Origin of the sequence: Achromobacter sp. Root565, assembly GCF_001427425.1 — a bacterium.
Classification (GTDB): domain Bacteria; phylum Pseudomonadota; class Gammaproteobacteria; order Burkholderiales; family Burkholderiaceae_B; genus Achromobacter; species Achromobacter spanius_D.
Genome location: NZ_LMGO01000001.1, coordinates 773,544 through 791,117, shown reverse-complemented (window position 1 = coordinate 791,117; position 17,574 = coordinate 773,544). Strand labels below are relative to the sequence as shown.

At 66.2% G+C, this 17,574-nt stretch carries 18 protein-coding genes; 16 read left to right on the top strand and 2 right to left on the bottom strand.

Annotated elements, in window-relative coordinates:
* The first annotated feature begins 2 nt into the window (after positions 1-2).
* The 3 genes from ASD71_RS03520 to ASD71_RS03510 are packed head-to-tail and all read left to right on the top strand — an operon-like array spanning position 3 to position 3,010.
* Complete coding sequence (locus ASD71_RS03520) at positions 3-956, top strand: tripartite tricarboxylate transporter substrate binding protein (protein WP_105241026.1); 954 nt, start codon at positions 3-5, stop codon at positions 954-956.
* A 21-nt stretch (positions 957-977) separates the two neighbouring features.
* On the top strand, positions 978-2,210 hold the full coding sequence (locus ASD71_RS03515) for a CaiB/BaiF CoA-transferase family protein (RefSeq protein ID WP_056559908.1): 1,233 nt from the start codon (positions 978-980) through the stop codon (positions 2,208-2,210).
* A gap of 17 nt (positions 2,211-2,227) precedes the next feature.
* The gene (locus ASD71_RS03510) at positions 2,228-3,010 is read left to right on the top strand and encodes an enoyl-CoA hydratase/isomerase family protein (RefSeq protein WP_056559905.1); all 783 of its coding nucleotides are present in this window, start codon (positions 2,228-2,230) and stop codon (positions 3,008-3,010) included.
* Positions 3,011-3,104: 94 nt separating this feature from the next.
* Here the strand turns inward: ASD71_RS03510 and ASD71_RS03505 are convergent, their stop codons facing one another.
* Positions 3,105-5,198, bottom strand: a complete 2,094-nt coding sequence (locus ASD71_RS03505; RefSeq protein ID WP_056559903.1) for a PhoX family phosphatase — start codon at positions 5,196-5,198, stop codon at positions 3,105-3,107.
* Between the two features lie 177 nt (positions 5,199-5,375).
* The gene (locus ASD71_RS03500) at positions 5,376-5,771 is read right to left on the bottom strand and encodes a hypothetical protein (RefSeq protein WP_056559901.1); all 396 of its coding nucleotides are present in this window, start codon (positions 5,769-5,771) and stop codon (positions 5,376-5,378) included.
* Positions 5,772-5,898: 127 nt separating this feature from the next.
* Between ASD71_RS03500 and ASD71_RS03495 the strand changes: the two genes are divergently transcribed.
* The 13 genes from ASD71_RS03495 to otnK all read left to right on the top strand — a co-directional run bounded on the left by ASD71_RS03495 (position 5,899) and on the right by otnK (position 17,571).
* Complete coding sequence (locus ASD71_RS03495) at positions 5,899-6,345, top strand: hypothetical protein (RefSeq protein WP_056559899.1); 447 nt, start codon at positions 5,899-5,901, stop codon at positions 6,343-6,345.
* A gap of 147 nt (positions 6,346-6,492) precedes the next feature.
* Positions 6,493-6,918: a carboxymuconolactone decarboxylase family protein gene (locus tag ASD71_RS03490; protein WP_056559897.1), complete on the top strand. Its 426-nt coding sequence runs from the start codon at positions 6,493-6,495 to the stop codon at positions 6,916-6,918.
* Between the two features lie 300 nt (positions 6,919-7,218).
* Positions 7,219-7,842: an HAD-IB family hydrolase gene (locus tag ASD71_RS03485; protein WP_056559895.1), complete on the top strand. Its 624-nt coding sequence runs from the start codon at positions 7,219-7,221 to the stop codon at positions 7,840-7,842.
* Positions 7,839-8,720, top strand: coding sequence for a decaprenyl-phosphate phosphoribosyltransferase (locus ASD71_RS03480; RefSeq protein WP_056559893.1), 882 nt, complete (start codon positions 7,839-7,841; stop codon positions 8,718-8,720). The genes ASD71_RS03485 and ASD71_RS03480 overlap by 4 nt, the downstream gene beginning before the upstream one ends.
* 2 nt (positions 8,721-8,722) lie before the next feature.
* Positions 8,723-9,061: a multidrug efflux SMR transporter gene (locus ASD71_RS03475; protein ID WP_056559891.1), complete on the top strand. Its 339-nt coding sequence runs from the start codon at positions 8,723-8,725 to the stop codon at positions 9,059-9,061.
* Between the two features lie 12 nt (positions 9,062-9,073).
* Positions 9,074-10,213, top strand: coding sequence for a hypothetical protein (locus ASD71_RS03470; protein WP_056559890.1), 1,140 nt, complete (start codon positions 9,074-9,076; stop codon positions 10,211-10,213).
* Entirely contained in the window at positions 10,210-11,364 is a 1,155-nt protein-coding gene (locus ASD71_RS03465; RefSeq protein WP_056559888.1) for a hypothetical protein, read from the top strand. Before ASD71_RS03470 ends, ASD71_RS03465 begins: the two co-directional genes overlap by 4 nt.
* Before the next feature lie 147 nt (positions 11,365-11,511).
* Positions 11,512-12,150, top strand: coding sequence for an aldolase (locus ASD71_RS03460; protein ID WP_056559886.1), 639 nt, complete (start codon positions 11,512-11,514; stop codon positions 12,148-12,150).
* Positions 12,151-12,224: 74 nt separating this feature from the next.
* Positions 12,225-13,556 (top strand): MFS transporter, encoded by a 1,332-nt coding sequence (locus tag ASD71_RS03455; RefSeq protein ID WP_056559884.1) that lies wholly within the window; start codon positions 12,225-12,227, stop codon positions 13,554-13,556.
* A gap of 39 nt (positions 13,557-13,595) precedes the next feature.
* Positions 13,596-14,381: a 2-oxo-tetronate isomerase gene (otnI, locus tag ASD71_RS03450; protein WP_056559881.1), complete on the top strand. Its 786-nt coding sequence runs from the start codon at positions 13,596-13,598 to the stop codon at positions 14,379-14,381.
* A 10-nt stretch (positions 14,382-14,391) separates the two neighbouring features.
* Positions 14,392-15,366, top strand: coding sequence for a D-erythronate dehydrogenase (gene denD, locus ASD71_RS03445; protein WP_056559880.1), 975 nt, complete (start codon positions 14,392-14,394; stop codon positions 15,364-15,366).
* Between the two features lie 46 nt (positions 15,367-15,412).
* Positions 15,413-16,321, top strand: coding sequence for an L-threonate dehydrogenase (gene ltnD, locus ASD71_RS03440; protein WP_056559877.1), 909 nt, complete (start codon positions 15,413-15,415; stop codon positions 16,319-16,321).
* Entirely contained in the window at positions 16,318-17,571 is a 1,254-nt protein-coding gene (otnK, locus tag ASD71_RS03435) for a 3-oxo-tetronate kinase (RefSeq protein WP_056559876.1), read from the top strand. Before ltnD ends, otnK begins: the two co-directional genes overlap by 4 nt.
* Positions 17,572-17,574: the final 3 nt, after the last annotated feature.

Genomic DNA, 17,574 nt, shown 5'->3' with positions numbered 1-17,574 from the left:
CCTTGATCCGCTTCATCACACGCGCCTGCGCACTTGCGCTGGTGGCCAGTTCCGCGCTGGCAGCCTATCCCGACAAGCCCATCAAGCTGGTGGTGCCGTTTGCCCCCGGCGGCGGCGCCGACCTGACCGCACGGGTCGTGGCCGAGACGCTCTCGAAAAAACTCAAGCAGTCGGTCATTGTGGAAAACAAGGCGGGCGCGGGCGGTGTCATCGGCGCAGCCGCCGTGGCGCGTGCCGATCCGGACGGATACACCTTGCTCTACACCACGCCGGGCCAGCAGATGACGCTGCCGTTCCTCATGAAGAACATGCCGTACGACCCCGACGATCTGCGTCCGGTGTCGCAGGTGTCGCTGGCGCCCAGCGTGCTGGTCGTCAACAAGCAGTTGGGCGTGAACTCGCTTGAGGAACTGATCGCGCTCGCCAAGAAGCGGCCGGGCGAACTGAATTACGTCAGTGCCGGTATCGGCGCCAGCAGCCATCTGAATGGCGAGCTGCTGCAGATTCTGGCCGGCGTGCGCCTGCAGCACGTGCCGTACAAGGGCACGGGCGAAGCGGTGAAGGATCTGGTCGGCGGCAACGGCGATATCGCGATCGACACCGTGGGCATCTATACCGCCTTCATCAAGGACAAGCGCCTGATTCCGCTGGGTGTGACGACGCCGTTCGAAGTGCCGATCCTGCCCGGCGTGCCGCCGATCTCCAAGACGCTGCCCGGCTATGACGCGTCGCCCGTGAATTACATCTCGGTGCCCAAGGCCACGCCGGAGGCCATCGTGCAGCAGTTGGCCGAGGCGCTGCAGGCCACGATCGCCGAACCGAGCGTCAAGGAAAAGATGCTTGAGCAGGGCATCCTGGCCATTTCCAACTCGCCGCAGGAAATGGCGGATCTGCTCAAGAAGGAACAGGCCCGTTGGCGCGACGTCATCAACAAAGCGGGCATTGCCGAGAAATAGCCGGTTGGAGTCATAAGCATCATGTCATCACAGCAGTCTCATCCTCTTTCCCATATCCGCGTGCTGGACCTGAGCCGCGTCCTGGCCGGCCCGTGGGCCAGCCAGACGCTGGCGGACCTGGGCGCATCGGTCATCAAGATCGAGCAGCCCGGGGCGGGCGACGACACCCGCGCCTGGGGTCCGCCGTTCCTGACGCAGGAAGACGGGACCCGGACCAACGAATCCGGCTATTACCTGATCTGCAACCGCGGCAAGCGCAGCGTCACGGTGAACCTGAAGTCTCCGCGCGGCCAGGCGCTGATCCGGAAGATGGCGCGCGAGGCGGACGTGGTGCTGGAAAATTTCAAGGTCGGCACGCTGGATCGGCTGGGCCTGGGTTACGAGCAACTGAGCAAGGAGAATCCGCGGCTGGTCTATTGCTCGATCACGGGTTTTGGGCAGACGGGTCCGCGCGCGCAACAGCCGGCCTACGACTTCATGATCCAGGCCATGAGCGGCCTCATGAGCATCACCGGCGAATCGGACGACCGCCCCGGCGGCGGTCCGATGAAGATTGGCGTGCCCATGGTGGATCTCATCACCGGGCTGTATGCCAGCAACGCCATCCTGGCCGCGCTGGCGCGGCGTGAAGTGACGGGGCAGGGCGACCACATCGACATGGCCATGCTGGACGTCGGCGTGACGCTGCTGGCCAACCAGGCCATGAACTATCTGCTGACCGACGTCGTGCCGCCGCGCCGCGGCAACCGTCATCCCAACATCCAGCCGCAGCGCGTGTATCCGTGCCGCGACGGGCACATCATCATGGCGGTGGGCTCGGACGCGCAATTCGCCAAGTTGTGCCGCGTGCTGGGCCACCCCGAGATGGCGCAGGACGAGCGCTTTCAGACCAACGCGGGGCGGGTCGTCAACCTGGCCATCCTGGACCCGTGGCTGGACGAGCAGGTCATCAAGCACGACAAGGCGGCCCTGCTGGCGGCGCTGGACCGTGAGGGCGTGCCCTGCGCGCCCATCAACAACATCGGCGAGGCCCTGCGCGAACCACAGGTCGTGCACCGAGAGATGCAGTTTTCCGCGCCGCATCCGGATGGGATGGACATGCCGCAGATCCGCAGCCCGTTTCGCTTTCGCAATTCCTTGCTGCGCCTGGAGGATGGCCCGCCCACGCTGGGCCAGCACACGGACGAGGTGCTGGGCGAACTGGGCCTGTCCGCGGCCGAGATCGCCGAGCTGCGCGCCGACCAAACCCTCTGACCCCGCACAGGAACATCATGTCCGACTACCGTTTTGAGACGCTGCGCGTCGACCTGCAGAACCACGTCGCCACTGTGTGGCTGGCGCATCCGCCCGTCAACGCGGTCAATACCCAACTGCTGCAGGACCTGACGTTGGCGATGGACCGCTTTGGCGAGGATCCGCAGGTGCGTTGCGTGGTCCTGACGGGCGAGGGACGCGTCTTCTGCGCCGGCGCCGATCTGAAGAACCGCGGGCAGATGCTGGATCAGCCGGGCGGCCTGCCCCAGCATTCGCGTCGCACGCGCGAGCTCTTTCACGCCATTCGCGAATGCCCCAAACCCGTCATCGCGGCGCTGAACGGACCCGCGCTGGGCGCCGGGCTGGGCATTGCGGCCTCCTGCGACATCCTGATCGCGGCCGAAAGCGCGTGCCTCGCCTTGCCGGAAGTCGATGTCGGCCTGCTGGGCGGCGTCAAGCACGCGCAGCGCCTGTTCGGCCATTCGCGCCTGCGCCGCATGATGCTCACCGGCATGCGCGTGACGGCAGCGGAGCTGTACCGCCTTGGCATCGTCGAAGCCTGCGTGCCGGGGGACAAGCTGATGGAAGAAGCGCGCGTCATCGCTGACCAGATCGCCGGGAAGAGCCCGGCGTCGGTGCGCCTGATGATCCAGACCGCCAACGCCATCGAAGACATGAGCCTGCGCGACGGCTACCGCTACGAGCAGGACATGACCGCGCAGGTGGCTAAGACGAACGACGCGCAGGAAGCGCGCCGGGCGTTCCTGGAAAAGCGCGCGCCGGTGTTCACGGGAACGTGACGGCAAGCGCCCGGATTCTCCGGACATGGCAAGGCCACCCGAGGGTGGCCTTGTTTTTGCTGCGTGCAGGGTGAGCGCGTCACCCTGCGAGTCATCACACGCCGATCGGACCGCCGTCAGCGCGGCGGATCACCACCGTGGACGAGCGCGGGCGGACGACGCCCGTGGTGGCGGTGGTCGCATCTTCCGTATCGTAGGCCGGCCAGTTCACCGGGTGCTGGATGTTCAGGAAGATGCTGGTGTAGTCAGGCGTGAAGGCAAAGCCGGTGACCTCGGCTTCGTTCGGGCCGACAAAGAAGCGGCGCAGGTCGGCCTGGTTGGACGCGTTGATCGCCGGCCCCGTGCCGGTGCTGTCGGCCAGCGCGCCCGGGATCACGGCCAGCATCTGGTCGTTGGTCGCCTTGGCCACGTTGTTGTTGCGGCCGCCGTCGATGCCGTTGTCGGTCTGGATCCACAGGATGCCGCGCGGATCGATGCCGATGCCGTCCGGGCTGGCCAGCTGGTTCAGCGTAGTCAGGCCGGAGCGGTTGGTGTCGGCGTCGGCGCCGGCGTCGGAGCCAAACACGAAGATGTCCCACTTGAACTTGGTCGAGCCCGGCTCGTCGTGCCAGCGCACGATGTGGCCGTTGACGTTGTTCAGGCGCGGGTTGGGCGGGTTGGTGCCCCTGCCGGCGTTGCGGCTGGAGTTGTTCGTCAGCGTCAGGTAGATGTCACCGTTGGTCGGGTGCGTGGCCGTCCATTCCGGGCGGTCCATCGGCGTCGCGCCGACGAAGTCCGCGGCGCCGCGGGTGTTGATGATGATGTCCTCGATGCCGCCGAACTCATCGGCCAGCGTGCGGCCGCCGGCGCCCACGGTCGTGCCGACGAGCGGGATCCATTGGCCCGTGCCATCGGCGTCAAAGCGCGCAACGTACAGCGTGCCCTTGTCCAGGTACTTTGCGCCCACCGCGAGACGGTCGGTGCGCTCGGCGTCCTTCGGATCCCACACGGCTTCCGACACGAAGCGATAGATGTACTCAAAGCGCGAGTCGTCGCCGCTATAGAAAGCGAGCGGCTTGCCGGCCTCGGGCAGCGCGTAGGCGCAGCCTTCGTGCGCGAAGCGGCCCATCGCGGTGCGCTTGGTGGCGATGCTGTTTTCGTTGAAGGGATCGATTTCGACCAGGTAGCCGAAACCGTTGACCTCGTTGCGGTAGTCCTGCGTGAAGTCGGCGCCGGTCTCGGTGATGTTGAAGCGCGCAAATTCGCCCTGGACTTCCAGCGGATCGTTGGCGCCGGTTTCCCATTCGTAGCGGCCCTTGTCGTCGGGCACGCCGACGCGCTGCTGGTGCGCGGGGCGCGTGCCGGTGTTGACGAAGCAGGCGGCCCAGTTTTCTTCGGCCGTGATGTACGTGCCCCACGGGGTGTAGCCGTTGCCGCAGTTGTTGTTGGTGCCGCGCACCATCGTGCCGTTGGGCGAGTACGGGGTTTTGACCCAATCCGTGCCGCCGACCGGGCCGGACAGCTTCATCGGCGTGGCCGACGTGAAGCGGCGGTTGTAGCGCGAGTTGTGAACGATGTTCCAGCGGCCGTTCTCAAGGCGCACATGGAGGATCGCCACGCCGTGCGCGTTGATCTCCTTGCGGATTTCCTCGATGGGGCGCTTGCCGGCCACGGTGGTCGCGCCCAGCGGGTGCAGCGCCTTCTGGTCGATGTACTCGTGGTTGACCGCAAGCAGGCCTTCCGTGGAGCTGCCGTTGATCGGGAAGAAGTGCATGCCGTCGTGGTGCATGCCGGTGGAGTTCAGCAAGTCCGTCGAGCTGTTGTTGCCGTTGCGGTCCCACGGATTCGCGTTGTCGTTGAACGGCGTGCCCCAGGGTGCGAACACATGGGCGATGTAGCCGGCCGGCACGACACAGGCGTCGGTCATGGAGGTGGGCAGCGACTCGAAGCCCAGCTTGATCGGGGCCGGCGCGGGAGGCGGCTCGGTGCCGGGCACTTCCGGCGCGGGGTTCTGGCCATTGCCGGCATCGTCGTCATCGTCGTCGCTGCCATTACAGCCGGCAAGGCCCAGGCTGGTCATCGTCGCGAACGCGGCCGCGATACCGCCGCGCATCACCATGCGGCGGGACATGTTCTTTTCAAGGATCTCGCTGAACGGGGTGCTCTGGCTGGGATTGCGGACGGTCTTGTCGGAGATGGACTTGCTCATTTGAACTCCTGGCTTTGGGTCTGATGCCCGATGGGGACGAGCAATACTAGAAGTCCGAAATGAAAGGTTAATGACAGATGACTGAAACCCGCGGCGCTTGCGCCATCTTGTCAAAAACAGAAGGCTGACGCCGCATGCGCGGGCGTCAGCCTTTTGATGCAAGGGGTGGCGGCGCGCTTACCGGTTTTCGTCGTCCATGGTCAGCGCGCCGTCCTTCATGATGCCTTGCGCGATTTCTTCGGCGGACTTGCCGGCAAAGCCGTGCTCGCCGGCGGTGATGCGCAGGCTGTCGCCATCAAGCGGACTCATCAACGTGGCCGAGGACAGCAGGATGCCGTTCGCGCGGAACTGCACGCGCTGGCCCACGCGCTCGCGCGTGAAGTTCGCCAGCGTCTTGACGCTGTCGGGCTTGAGCTTGATGTCGACGACGCGGGCGTTGGTGTGCGGATCGGCGCCGGGCGTGACCTGCTCGACCTGCAGGGTGACCGATTCGGCGTGGGCGGCGAAGGGCAGGGCGACGGCAAGCGTCGCGGCCAGTGCGCTGGCCAGGATAGGATGTCGCATTGATGGCATGTGAACGCTCCTTCTGATGGGCGATGTTCCATCCTATACGGATCGCGTCGGACGAGGATGACCGTCTGATATATTCCTGACGAAATTTTGCCGGCATGCGCCACACCGGCGCTGGTGAGGAACAACCATGATTGCACGCGCCACCTGTCTCTTGTCCATCGCCCTGCTGGCCGGCAACGCGCAGGCCGGCTCCGCGCCCGCGTCGCTGTCCTGCGTGTCCGACAGCGGCAAGGTGGCGTTGAAGGGTGACATTCCCTCGCCGTCTTCCGACGAACTGTCGCTGACGCTGACCTATACGACGGCCACGCTGTCGTTCACGTCGGATGATGCGCCCGGGTATGTGGTCGCCAATTTCCCGCAGTCGGTTTTCACGCTGGTCGCGCCGGCCGACGGGCAGGCGTTGACGTTGTATGCGCTGCCGTCCACGGTGGCCGTGAAGAAGACGGCCAATGGCGATGTGGCCGGCACCTTCCAGGCGCGGCTGCTGGGTCCGCGCCCGGGCGGCAAGGCGGCCAGCGGCTATCCCGCGCCGCTGCAGGCCACGCTGAACTGCGACTACCGGTATTCGCTGTAGGCCCTGTGCGCCGGGCTAATCGCCCCTCCACCGCGTCGCGCAAGCGCCATATTTGACGGGCGGGATGCCGCACGCCCACAATCGGCCGGACGACAACCCGCAGGCGGGCCTTCGAGTCCCGCCGCCACCATCCCGGAGGAACAACCCATGGCCGACGCTCAGTCCAAAGCCCAAACCGAAACCCAGGCGCTGTTCGAACAAGGCCTGGAATTGCGCCGCGATGTGCTCGGCGCCGACTACGTCGATGGCTCGATCGCGCGCGCCAACGATTTCATGATGGCGTTCCAGCACATCACCACCGAGTGGTGCTGGGGCTACACCTGGAGCCGCCCCGGCCTTGAGAAGAAGACGCGCAGCATGCTCAACCTGGCCATGCTGACGGCGCTGAACCGGCCCGCCGAGATCAAGCTGCACGTCAAGGGAGCGCTGAACAACGGCGTGACGGTCGAGGAGATCAAGGAGATCCTGCTGCAGGCGACGGTCTACTGCGGCATTCCCGCAGGCCTGGACGCGTTCAAGGTGGCCAACCAGGTGCTGGAAGAGGAAGGCGCGTTCAAGGCGCAGCAGGCGTAACGCGACCGAACCCCTGGCGGGCGTGACCCTGAAACCTGGGAAAACGGAAAAGCGGCGGGAAGAACGGCGGGTTTCACGCGGTTCTTCCCGGCTTGCCGGCACCGAAGGCGGGCTATGATGACTTGTAATCCAATGTGTTACAAATACACAAATTTTGAAATAGAAAGCGCACGTTTCACCGCAGGCTTGCGTCACGACAAGACTGCGTCTGACATCACGCGTACGCGCCTTGGGCGCTGACGTATTTTCCGGCATAGTTTGTGACGGCAAGGCCCGGCCGGGTTCCGTCGCGAAAGCAGTATGGCTACACAAACGCAGTCTCCCGTTTCCACGCGCGTCATTGCGGCCTTCGACTTCGACGGCACGCTCACTCAGCGCGACACTTTCGTTCCCTTCCTGGCTCATCTTTCATGGGTTCGCCTGCTGACGGCATTCGTGCGGACCGCGCCCGCGCTGACCGCGTTCGCGCTTCGCCTGCGCAGCAACGAAGACGCCAAGCAATCGCTCTGCCGCGCCGCGCTGCGGGGACGCTCGCGCACCGAGCTGGCCCGCATCGCCCGCGCCTGGGTGCACACCATTCCGCTGCGGCCGGCGCTCATCGAGCGGCTGCGGTGGCACCAGCAGCGCGGCGACCGCTGCGTGCTGGTCAGCGCCTCGCCCGACATCTACCTTGAAGACGCGGCCCGATACCTCGGCTTCGACGACCTCATCTGCACGCGCATGGCGGTCGACGCGCAGGGCCGCCTGACCGGCGACTTCGACGGTCCCAACTGCTGGGGCCCCGAAAAGCTGCGGCGCCTGACCGAGCGCTACGGCGGTCCGGACCAATATGAACTGCACGCCTACGGCGACAGCCGCGGCGACCAGTGGCTCATCGACGCGGCCCAGCATGCCTGGTATCGCGGGCAGGCGGTCAAACCATGAGCGCGCTTATCTCGCTGCTGCGTCCGCAGCAATGGTTGAAGAACGGCTTCGTGCTGATCGGGCTGATCTTCAGCCACGGATGGACGGATCCGGCGCTGGTGTTTGCCGTGGGTGTGGGCTTCGTGGCGTTCTGCCTGGCGTCCAGCGCCGTCTATGTCCTGAACGACTATCACGACCGCGCCGCCGATGCGGCCCATCCCAAGAAGCGGCTGCGCGCCATTGCCAGCGGGCGCATCGGCTTGCCCGCCGCGCGCGCGCTGATCGTCGTGCTGTTCGGCTTGGCGCTGGGCCTGCCGCTGGTGTGCGGACTGTGGCCGGTGGCGCTGGCCGTGGCCGGCTACCTGACCCTGAACATTGCCTACACCCTTAGCCTGAAGCACAAGGTGCTGGTCGATGTTTTCTGTATTGCGGCGGGCTTCATGATCCGCCTGGCTTGCGGTACCTTTGCGGTGGGCATCATCCCGTCGCGCTGGATGCTGCTGTGCAGCTTCATGCTGACCCTGTTCCTGGGCTTTGCCAAACGGCGCGCCGAGATCGCGTCGGCGCCCCTGGATGCCCCGGCGTCGCAAGGCAGCACGCGCACCGTGCTGCGCCACTATTCGACGCAATTGCTAGACATCCTGGTGGCCATCACCGCCAGCACGACGCTGCTGGCGTATGGCCTCTATACGGTGGACGCAGACACCGCCGCGCTGCACGGCACGCAGCATCTGATTGTCACGCTGCCCATCGTCACGTTCGGCGTCTTTCGGTATATCTACCTGCTGTACAAGGGCGGATCGGGCGAAGAGCCGGGCCGCGATCTGCTCGCCGACAACCAGATCCGCCTTGCGGTGCTGGCCTGGGTGGCGGTGGTGGTTTTGCTGGTAAGGACGTAGACATGGCATATCTTTGGCTGATACTCAGCGGGGCTTGCAGCGTGGCGGCCAGTGTGGCGCTCAAGGCCGCGGGGTCCGCTTCCGCACAGGCGGGGGCGCCGTCTCTGCTCTCGCAGGCGCTGCCTTATGTGGGCGCCATCGGCGCGTACGGATTGGGCTTTGGCTTTTACGCGCTGGCGCTGCGCCAGCTGGATCTGACGCTTGCCTACCCGTTGATGGTGGCCTGCGCGATTGCGGGCGTGTTTGCCTACGGCCTGCTGTCCGGCACGGAGACGATCACGGCCATGCGGATGGCGGGCGCGGCCTTCATCGCCATCGGCGTCTTCCTCATTTCAAAGTAGGCGCGGACAGCCATGCATCGATTGTTCCAACGCGCGTGGTATCGCGGGTTCCTGCTGTGTTGCGCCTACATCGTGGTGGCGGCCGCCGTGATGAACGGGTTCTACACCAAGTGGCGGCTCAACGATGGGCATGCGGCGCTGGGGCTGTCGCAGATGGTCGAAGGCACGGCCTACCGTCCCTACGTGTATCGCCAGTTCGTGCCCGCGTTGGCCAACGGCATCCAGTCGTTGCTGCCGCCCGCGACCGTGGCGCGCCTGTCGGAGCGTCTGGCCGAACCGCGGCGGGTGAACAGCCGGTCGGGGCTGGCGATGCGCTATCCGGCGTCCGAGGCCCTGTTGCCGGCAGTCACCCTGCGCTATCACCTGGTCTACTACCTGACCTTCGCGGCGCTGCTGGCTTCGCTTTTCGTCATGCGCCGCGTGGCGTTGCAGGCGGGGGCGAGCGGGGTGGCCGCGACGGCCGCGCCCGCGGTGCTGGCGATGATGGTGCCGTTTTTCCTGACCGAGGGCGGCTACTTCTACGATTTCGTCGAGCTGCTGTTCATCATGAGCGCGGTGCTGCTGGCGCTGGGCGCCTCGCGCCAGACGCCGGTGCGGTTGTGCGCGCTGGCGGTGCTGGCCGGGCTGGCGACCTGGAACAAGGAAGCCTTCTTCTTTTTCACGCCCGCCCTGTACCCGCTCTTGCGGCGAAACCTGCCGCGCCTGCCGGCGGCGGGCATGGTGGCCGGGCTGCTGCTGGTGAGCGGCTGCGTCTATCTGGCGTTGCGCATGCGTTATGCGGGCAATCCCGGTTCGACGGTGGACTACCAGTTGTGGGACAACCTGCGCTACTACGTTGATCCCGGCAACTGGCTGCGCACCGAAAACACCTATGGCGTCCTGCTTCCGCGCGGCTTCAGCCTCATCAGCGTCCTGGCCTTCGCCGGCATCGCCGTCAATGGCTGGCCGCGGCTGCCGCAGGCGCTGCGCAACCACGCAAAGCTGGCGCTGGCCATCAACGTGCCTCTCTTCCTGCTGTTCTGTTCGCCCGGCGAAATGCGCAATCTCAGCATGCTGTATCCAACGCTGCTGTGTCTCCTGGCGCTTGCGCTGGCAAAGTGGCTGGGGCCGCACACCGCACCCCAACCGGCCGTCACCCTGGAAGTCCGATGATCCGTTTCTTCAATAGCGTGGGCTACCGCCGATTCCTCCTGGCGATGCTCTATGTCATGGTCGCCGCAGCGGCCTTCAATGGTTTCTACACCAAGTGGCGCCTGAACGACGGGCATGGTCCGCATTCGCTCGCGTCCATGGTCGAGGGCACTGCCCACCGCCCCTACGTGTACCGCCAGTTCGCGCCCGCCATCGCCAACGGTATTCAAGACCTGATGCCGGCCGCGACGGTCGAGCGCCTGTCCGAGCGGCTGACCGACCCGCGCCGCGTGAACAGCCGGTCGGGGCTGGCCATGCGCTTTCCCGCCTCGGAGGCGATGCAGGCGCCCGTGACGCTGCGCTATCACATCGTCTATTACCTGACCTTCCTGGCGCTGCTCGGCTCGCTGTTCGCGATGCGGTCGGTGTGCCTCGCGGCGGGCGCCAGCGCAGCCGCCGCCACCGCGGCGCCGCTGGTCATTGCGTTGCTGCTGCCGTTCTTTCTGACCGAGGGCGGTTTCTTCTACGACTTCTTCGAAGTGCTGTTCATGGCGTGCGCGATCCTGCTGGCCTGGCGCATTCCCGTCGGACGCCCGGTGCGCGCCGCGGGACGGCTGGGCCTGCTTGCCGTCGTCGCGGCGATGGCAACCTGGAACAAGGAGGCGTTCTTCTTCTATGTCGTGACGCTGTATCCCTTCCTTCGCCTCAGCCTGCCGCGCCTCAAGGCAGCAGGCGTGGTGGCGGGGCTGGTGTTCGTTTGCGGCTGCGTGTATCTGGCGCTGCGCCTGCGCTACGCGGGCAACCCCGGCGGCGCGGTGAGCTTCCAGCCGGGCGCGAACTTCTTCTACTTTCTGGACCCGGGCAACTGGTTCCGCACCGAAAGCACCTACGGCGTCGCGCTGCCCAAGGGGCTGAGCGCCGTGATGGTGCTGATGATCGCGGGCGTGGCCGTCACCGGCTGGCGCCTGCTGCCCGCGCCGTTCCGGCTGCACGTGCTGATGGCGCTGGCGGTCAATGTGCCGCTCTTCCTGCTGTTCGCCGCCGAGGGCGAGGCGCGTAACTTGAGCATGCTGTATCCATCGCTGCTGGTGCTGATGGCGATGGCCTTGACCGCCTGGATGAACGTCGCCGCGCCGCCAACCGCGGCGAGCGTTGATCGCGCGCAAGCGTAAACGGCGGGTACGCGGGTTTACCCCGTACCCGCTCGCCGCCGAAATTTGTATGATGACCCGATAACTTCTATTCAAGAGACATCGTCGTCATGCATGCTTCGCCGCGCCCGCTGTTCGTTGCCCGTCCCTGCCGCCCGGGGACGTTTCATGACTGAAGAAGCCCGCGTCCGCGAAGAAATCTGCACCATCGGCGCCAGCCTTTACGCGCGTGGCTATACCGTCGGCGCGGCCGGCAACATCAGCGCCCGGCTGGATGACGGGTGGCTCATCACGCCCACCGACGCGTGCCTCGGCCGGCTGGATCCCGCCTCGCTTTCCAAGGTCGATCAGGGCGGCAACTGGGTCGCCGGCGGCAAGCCGTCCAAGACCTTGCTGCTGCATCAGGGCATCTACCGCGCCAGCCCGGAATCCCGCGGCATCGTGCACACGCATTCCACCCATCTGGTTGCGCTGACGCTCGCGGGCGTGTGGCGGCCGGACGAGGTATTGCCGCCGATCACGCCCTACCAGGTCATGAAGGTGGGACGCATCCCGTTGATCGGCTATCGCCGTCCGGGCGACCCGCAAGCTGCCGCCGAGGTCGCCGCCGTGGCGGCTCACGTGCGCGGCGCCTTGTTCGAGCGGCTGGGCCCGGTGGTCTGGGAACGGTCTGTGTCCCACGCGTCCTATGCGCTTGAGGAACTGGAAGAAACCGCCCGTCTCTGGCTGATGACCCAGCCGCGCCCCGAGCCGCTGCCGGACGAGGCCATCGAGGCCCTGCGCGCCACGTTCGGCGCGCGCTACTGATCCGCTTTTTCGCACAAAGCCTGCCGGCCGCGGCATCGCGGATCCAGGCGGCGCAATCTTGATGGAGACTTGCAATGCCCCCGATGGAATTGGCGTCTAACGCCGCGCCCGCGGCTTCTTCGCCGCCCGAGTCCCGCGAAACCGCTCGCGCGTATGCCAAGGTGTTCTGGCGGCTGGTGCCGTTCCTGATGCTTTGTTATGTCATTGCCTACCTGGACCGCGTCAACGTCGGCTTCGCCAAGCTGCAGATGTCGCAGGACCTGGGCTTTAGCGAAACCGTTTTTGGCCTGGGCGCCGGCGTTTTCTTTATTGGCTATTTCCTGTTCGAAGTGCCCAGCAACTTGCTGATGCACCGGCTGGGGGCGCGCATCTGGATCGCGCGCATCATGATCACCTGGGGCATCCTGTCGGGCATGTTCATGTTCGTCGAAACCCCGACGGGCTTCTACATCCTGCGCTTTCTGCTGGGGCTGGCCGAAGCGGGGTTCTATCCCGGCGTGATCCTGTATCTGACCTACTGGTACCCGGCCCACCGCCGCGCGAAGATCATCGCGCTGTTCATGTCGGCCATTCCGGTGGCAGGTATTTTCGGCAACCCGCTGTCCGGCTGGATCATGGAGGCCTTTCACGGCACGCACGGCCTGCAGGGCTGGCAATGGATGTTCCTGATCGAGGCCGTGCCCGCGCTGGTGATCGGCGTGGTCACCGTCATGTATCTGGACAATGGCATCGCCAGCGCCAAATGGCTGAGCGACGACGAAAAGAAGCTGCTGACGCGCGAGATCGAGCAGGACCAGAAGCAGACCGGCACGCAGAAGCACTCGTTGCGCGCGGTGTTCGCCGACAAGCGCGTGTGGTGGATGTGCCTGATCTACTTTGCCTTCGTCGCCGGCCAGTATGGGCTGACGTTCTGGATGCCCACGCTGATCAAGTCCACCGGCGTGACGGGGGCGTTCAACATCGGCCTGCTCAGCGCCATTCCCTTCCTGTGCGCCATCGTCGTGATGAACCTGCTGGGCCACTCCGCGGACCGGCGGCGTGAGCGCCGCTGGCACCTGATCGTGCCGGCGCTGGCAGGCGCCGTGGGCTTCACCGCGGCGGCTTCGTTTGCCGACAACACCGTGGTGTCGCTGGTGTTCCTGTCCATGGCGGCCGCAGGCGTGCTGACCTGCGCGCCGCTGTTCTGGTCGCTGCCGACCGCGTTCCTGTCCGGCACGGCCGCCGCCGCCGGCATTGCGATCGTCAACTCCGTGGGCAACCTGGCAGGTTTCGCCAGCCCGTACATGATCGGCTACCTGAAGGACCTGACCAGTTCCACCGCGTCCGGCATGTACGTGCTGGCGGGCGTGCTGGTCATTGGCGCCATCGCGGTCTGGTTCACGCCGGCCAAGCTGGTGAACCGCTAGCACGCCGACCGAACTTAACCGAGCACCAAAGGAACCGACATGCCGCGCCTGGCTGCAAACCTAAGCATGATGTACACGGAACACGCCTTCCTGGAACGCTTCGCCGCCGCGGCGCACGACGGGTTCCGAGGGGTGGAATTCCTGTTTCCGTACGACGTCCCGGCGGCCGAGATCAAGTCGCGCCTGGACGCCCACGGACTGACGCAGGCGCTGTTCAATGCGCCGCCGGGCGACTGGGCAGCGGGTGAGCGCGGCATCGCATCGCTGCCTGGACGCGAAGATGAGTTCCAGCGTGGACTGGACCAGGCGCTGGAATACGCAGCAGTGCTGGGCAACCGCCATCTGCACGTGATGGCGGGACTCATCCAACCCAGCCAGGATCGCGCCGCGCACCGGGAGGTGTACGTCAAGAACCTGGCGCTTGCCGCGCGCATGGCCGCCACGGCTGGCATGACCGTAGTGATCGAACCCATCAACACGCGCGACATCCCGGGCTTCTTCCTGAACCGGCAGGACGATGCGCAGGCCATACGCAACGAGGTGGGCGCGGACAACCTGAAGGTGCAGTTCGACATCTACCACTGCCAGATCGTCGAAGGCGACATCGCCGTGAAGCTCGAGCGCGACATGGCCGGCATCGGCCACGTCCAGGTGGCGGGCGTGCCGGACCGGCACGAGCCCGATCTGGGCGAGCTGAACTATCCCTACCTGTTTCAGCGTATCGACGCGCTGGGCTATCAAGGCTGGATCGGCTGCGAATACCGCCCGCGCGCCGGAACGTCCGAAGGCCTGGGCTGGGCCAAACCCTATCTCACCCATCGTTGAGCATTCCATCATGAAGATACTGATCACCGGCGGCGCCGGATTCCTGGGCCAGCGGCTGGCGCGCAAACTGCTCGAACGCGGCACGCTGTCGCTGGAAGGCGGCAAGCCTCAGGCCATCACGCAAATCGATCTGCTGGACGTCGTGAAGGCGGACGCCCTGCAGGACCCGCGCGTGCGCTCGCTGGAGGGCGACATTGCCGATCCGGCGGTGTTGCGGCAAGCCATCGATATCGAGACGCGGGCCATTTTCCATCTGGCGGCCATCGTCAGCGGACAGGCGGAGGCAGACTTCGACCTGGGCATGCGCATCAATCTGGACGCCTCGCGCGCGTTACTGGAGACGTGCCGCGCGTTGGGCCACAAGCCGCGCGTCATTTTCACCAGTTCCGTGGCGGTGTACGGCGGCAACCTGCCCGACACCGTGCGCGACGATACCGCGCTCAATCCGCAATCGTCCTACGGCACGCAGAAGGCCATCGCCGAACTGCTGCTGGCCGACTACACGCGGCGCGGCTTCGTCGACGGCCGTGTGTTGCGCCTGCCGACCATCAGCGTGCGTCCCGGCCGCCCGAATGCGGCGGCGTCGTCGTTCGCCAGCGGCATCATTCGCGAGCCTCTGAATGGCGAACCGGCCGTGTGCCCGGTTGGCGCGGACACGCGGCTGTGGCTGTTGTCGCCGCGCGGCGCGATCCAGGCCTTGATCGCGGGCTGCGAGCTGGATGCCGACGCGGTGGCGGACCGGGCGCCCATCAATCTGCCTGGCGTGTCGGTCACGGTCGCCGAGATGGCGCAGGCTCTGCGCGAGGTCGCGGGCGACGAGGTTGCCGACCGCATCAGCTGGCAGGCGGACGCGCGCGTCGAGCGCATCGTCGGCAGCTGGCCGGGGCGTTGGGACACGTCGCGCGCCGCCCGTCTGGGCTTGACCGGCGATGGCAGCTTTGCGGACATCGTTCGCGCCTACATGGCCGACGACCTGAAGCGTTGATGCGCGGTCTCCACACCATTTCATTTCGCTGCCGGACGACAAAGACATGAGCAAACCCACAGAAACACCGCGCCCCGTTGGCGTCATTGGCCTGGGCGCGATGGGCGCGGGCATTGCCCAAAGCCTGCGGCGCGCCGGGCACGCGGTCCACGTTTACGACATTCGCCACGACGCCGCGACGGCCTTCGCGGCGCAGGGCGGCGTGGCCTGCGCCAGCCTGGCGGACATGGCGCAGGCCTGCGAGATCGTGGTCAGCGTGGTCGTCAACGCACAGCAGACCGAGTCGGTACTGTTTGGCGACGGCGGCATTGCCGCCGCGTTGCGGCCGGGATCGGTATTCGTCATGTGCTCCACCGTGGATCCCAACTGGTCCGTGGCGTTGGAGGGGCGCCTGGCCGAGCAGGGCATCCTGTATCTGGATGCGCCCATCTCCGGCGGCGCGGCCAAGGCGGCCGCCGGCCAGATGACCATGATGACCGCCGGCAGCGCGGCCGCGTACGAGGCCTGCGGGACGGTGCTGGAATCGATGGCGGGCAAGGTCTATCGCCTGGGCGACTGCGCGGGCGCGGGCAGCAAGGTCAAGATCATCAACCAACTGCTGGCCGGCGTGCACATCGCGGCCGCCGCCGAGGCCATGGCGCTGGGCCTGCGCGAAGGCGTGGATGCCGATGCCTTGTATGAGGTCATCACGCATAGCGCGGGCAACAGCTGGATGTTCGAGAACCGCATGCCGCACGTGCTGGCGGGCGACTACACGCCGTTGTCCGCGGTGGACATCTTCGTGAAAGACCTGGGGTTGGTGCTGGATACCGCAAGACACACCCGGTTCCCGCTGCCACTCGCATCCACCGCGCACCAGATGTTCATGCAGGCGTCGTCGGCCGGCCATGGCCGGGAAGACGACAGCGCGGTGATCAAGATTTTCCCGGGCATTTCCCTGCCGGAGGCCAAATGACGATCAAGCTGGGCTGCATCGCCGACGATTTCACGGGCGCCACCGATCTGGCGAACAATCTGGTCCGCGCGGGCATGCGCACAGTGCAGACCATCGGAACGCCGGGCGCGCCATTGCGCGACGATGCGGATGCCGTGGTGGTCGCCTTGAAGACCCGCACGCTCCCCGCCGGCGAGGCCGTGGCGCAGTCGCTGGCAGCGCTGCAGTGGCTGCGCGGGCGGGGAGCGGAACAGATCTACTTCAAGTACTGCTCCACCTTCGACAGCACGCCGCAGGGCAATATCGGGCCGGTCACCGATGCGCTGATGACGAGCCTGGGTACTGCTTTCACCATTGCCACACCGGCGTTTCCCGACAACAAGCGCACCGTCTTCAAGGGCTATCTGTTCGCGGGCGACGTGTTGCTGAACGAATCCGGCATGCAGCACCATCCGCTGACGCCGATGACCGATCCCAACCTTGTGCGGGTGCTGGCGGCGCAAACGTCGCGCCGGGTGGGTCTGATTGATTACAGCGTGGTCGCTCTCGGCACCGCCGCCATTCGCGACCGCATCCAGGAATTGATGTCGCAGGGTATCGAGATCGCCATCGTCGACGCCGTGTCCAATGACGACCTGCTGGCGCTGGGCCCGGCGCTGCAAGGCATGCCGTTGGTGACGGCAGGCTCCGGCGTGGCCATCGGCCTGCCGGGAAACTGGGGGCTCGCGTCCGCTGGCTCCGCCGGCGTGGACCGCGCGCAAGGCTTGCAGGCGGTCGTGGCGGGCAGTTGCTCCGCCGCGACGAACGCGCAGGTGGCGGCCTTCATTGAAAGCGGCCGGCCCGCGCTGGCGCTCGATCCCATGAAGCTGGCCGCCGGCGAGGACGTGGCCGGCCAGGCGCTGGCCTGGGCCGAGCCGCGCATGCAGGACGGCCCAGTGCTCATCTATTCAACGGCCCAGCCTGACGCCGTGCGGCAAACGCAGGGCGCGCTGGGCGCGAGCGAGGCGGGCGCCATGATCGAAGCGGCAATCGCGCGCATTGCCGCCGGGCTGGTGGAACGCGGTGTGCGGCAATTGATCGTGGCTGGCGGCGAGACATCGGGCGCGGTGGTGCAGGCGCTGGGCCTGGAGCAGATCACGATCGGCGACCAGATTGATCCGGGCGTGCCGTGGTGCGCCGGTTACGCGCCCGTGGCGCAGGCCGGCATCAGCATCGCGCTGAAATCCGGCAACTTCGGCAGCCGGGATTTTTTCACGAAGGCATTTCGCTAACGG

What these genes read in the sequence shown, in the direction of transcription:
- ASD71_RS03515 (WP_056559908.1), top strand. Translation starts at nt 978, where the DNA reads ATGTCATCACAGCAGTCTCATCCTCTTTCCCATATCCGCGTGCTGGAC.
- ASD71_RS03510 (WP_056559905.1), top strand. Translation starts at nt 2,228, where the DNA reads ATGTCCGACTACCGTTTTGAGACGCTGCGCGTCGACCTGCAGAACCAC.
- ASD71_RS03505 (WP_056559903.1), bottom strand. Translation starts at nt 5,198, where the DNA reads ATGAGCAAGTCCATCTCCGACAAGACCGTCCGCAATCCCAGCCAGAGC.
- ASD71_RS03500 (WP_056559901.1), bottom strand. Translation starts at nt 5,771, where the DNA reads ATGCCATCAATGCGACATCCTATCCTGGCCAGCGCACTGGCCGCGACG.
- ASD71_RS03495 (WP_056559899.1), top strand. Translation starts at nt 5,899, where the DNA reads ATGATTGCACGCGCCACCTGTCTCTTGTCCATCGCCCTGCTGGCCGGC.
- ASD71_RS03490 (WP_056559897.1), top strand. Translation starts at nt 6,493, where the DNA reads ATGGCCGACGCTCAGTCCAAAGCCCAAACCGAAACCCAGGCGCTGTTC.
- ASD71_RS03485 (WP_056559895.1), top strand. Translation starts at nt 7,219, where the DNA reads ATGGCTACACAAACGCAGTCTCCCGTTTCCACGCGCGTCATTGCGGCC.
- ASD71_RS03480 (WP_056559893.1), top strand. Translation starts at nt 7,839, where the DNA reads ATGAGCGCGCTTATCTCGCTGCTGCGTCCGCAGCAATGGTTGAAGAAC.
- ASD71_RS03475 (WP_056559891.1), top strand. Translation starts at nt 8,723, where the DNA reads ATGGCATATCTTTGGCTGATACTCAGCGGGGCTTGCAGCGTGGCGGCC.
- ASD71_RS03470 (WP_056559890.1), top strand. Translation starts at nt 9,074, where the DNA reads ATGCATCGATTGTTCCAACGCGCGTGGTATCGCGGGTTCCTGCTGTGT.
- ASD71_RS03465 (WP_056559888.1), top strand. Translation starts at nt 10,210, where the DNA reads ATGATCCGTTTCTTCAATAGCGTGGGCTACCGCCGATTCCTCCTGGCG.
- ASD71_RS03460 (WP_056559886.1), top strand. Translation starts at nt 11,512, where the DNA reads ATGACTGAAGAAGCCCGCGTCCGCGAAGAAATCTGCACCATCGGCGCC.
- ASD71_RS03455 (WP_056559884.1), top strand. Translation starts at nt 12,225, where the DNA reads ATGCCCCCGATGGAATTGGCGTCTAACGCCGCGCCCGCGGCTTCTTCG.
- otnI (WP_056559881.1), top strand. Translation starts at nt 13,596, where the DNA reads ATGCCGCGCCTGGCTGCAAACCTAAGCATGATGTACACGGAACACGCC.
- denD (WP_056559880.1), top strand. Translation starts at nt 14,392, where the DNA reads ATGAAGATACTGATCACCGGCGGCGCCGGATTCCTGGGCCAGCGGCTG.
- ltnD (WP_056559877.1), top strand. Translation starts at nt 15,413, where the DNA reads ATGAGCAAACCCACAGAAACACCGCGCCCCGTTGGCGTCATTGGCCTG.
- otnK (WP_056559876.1), top strand. Translation starts at nt 16,318, where the DNA reads ATGACGATCAAGCTGGGCTGCATCGCCGACGATTTCACGGGCGCCACC.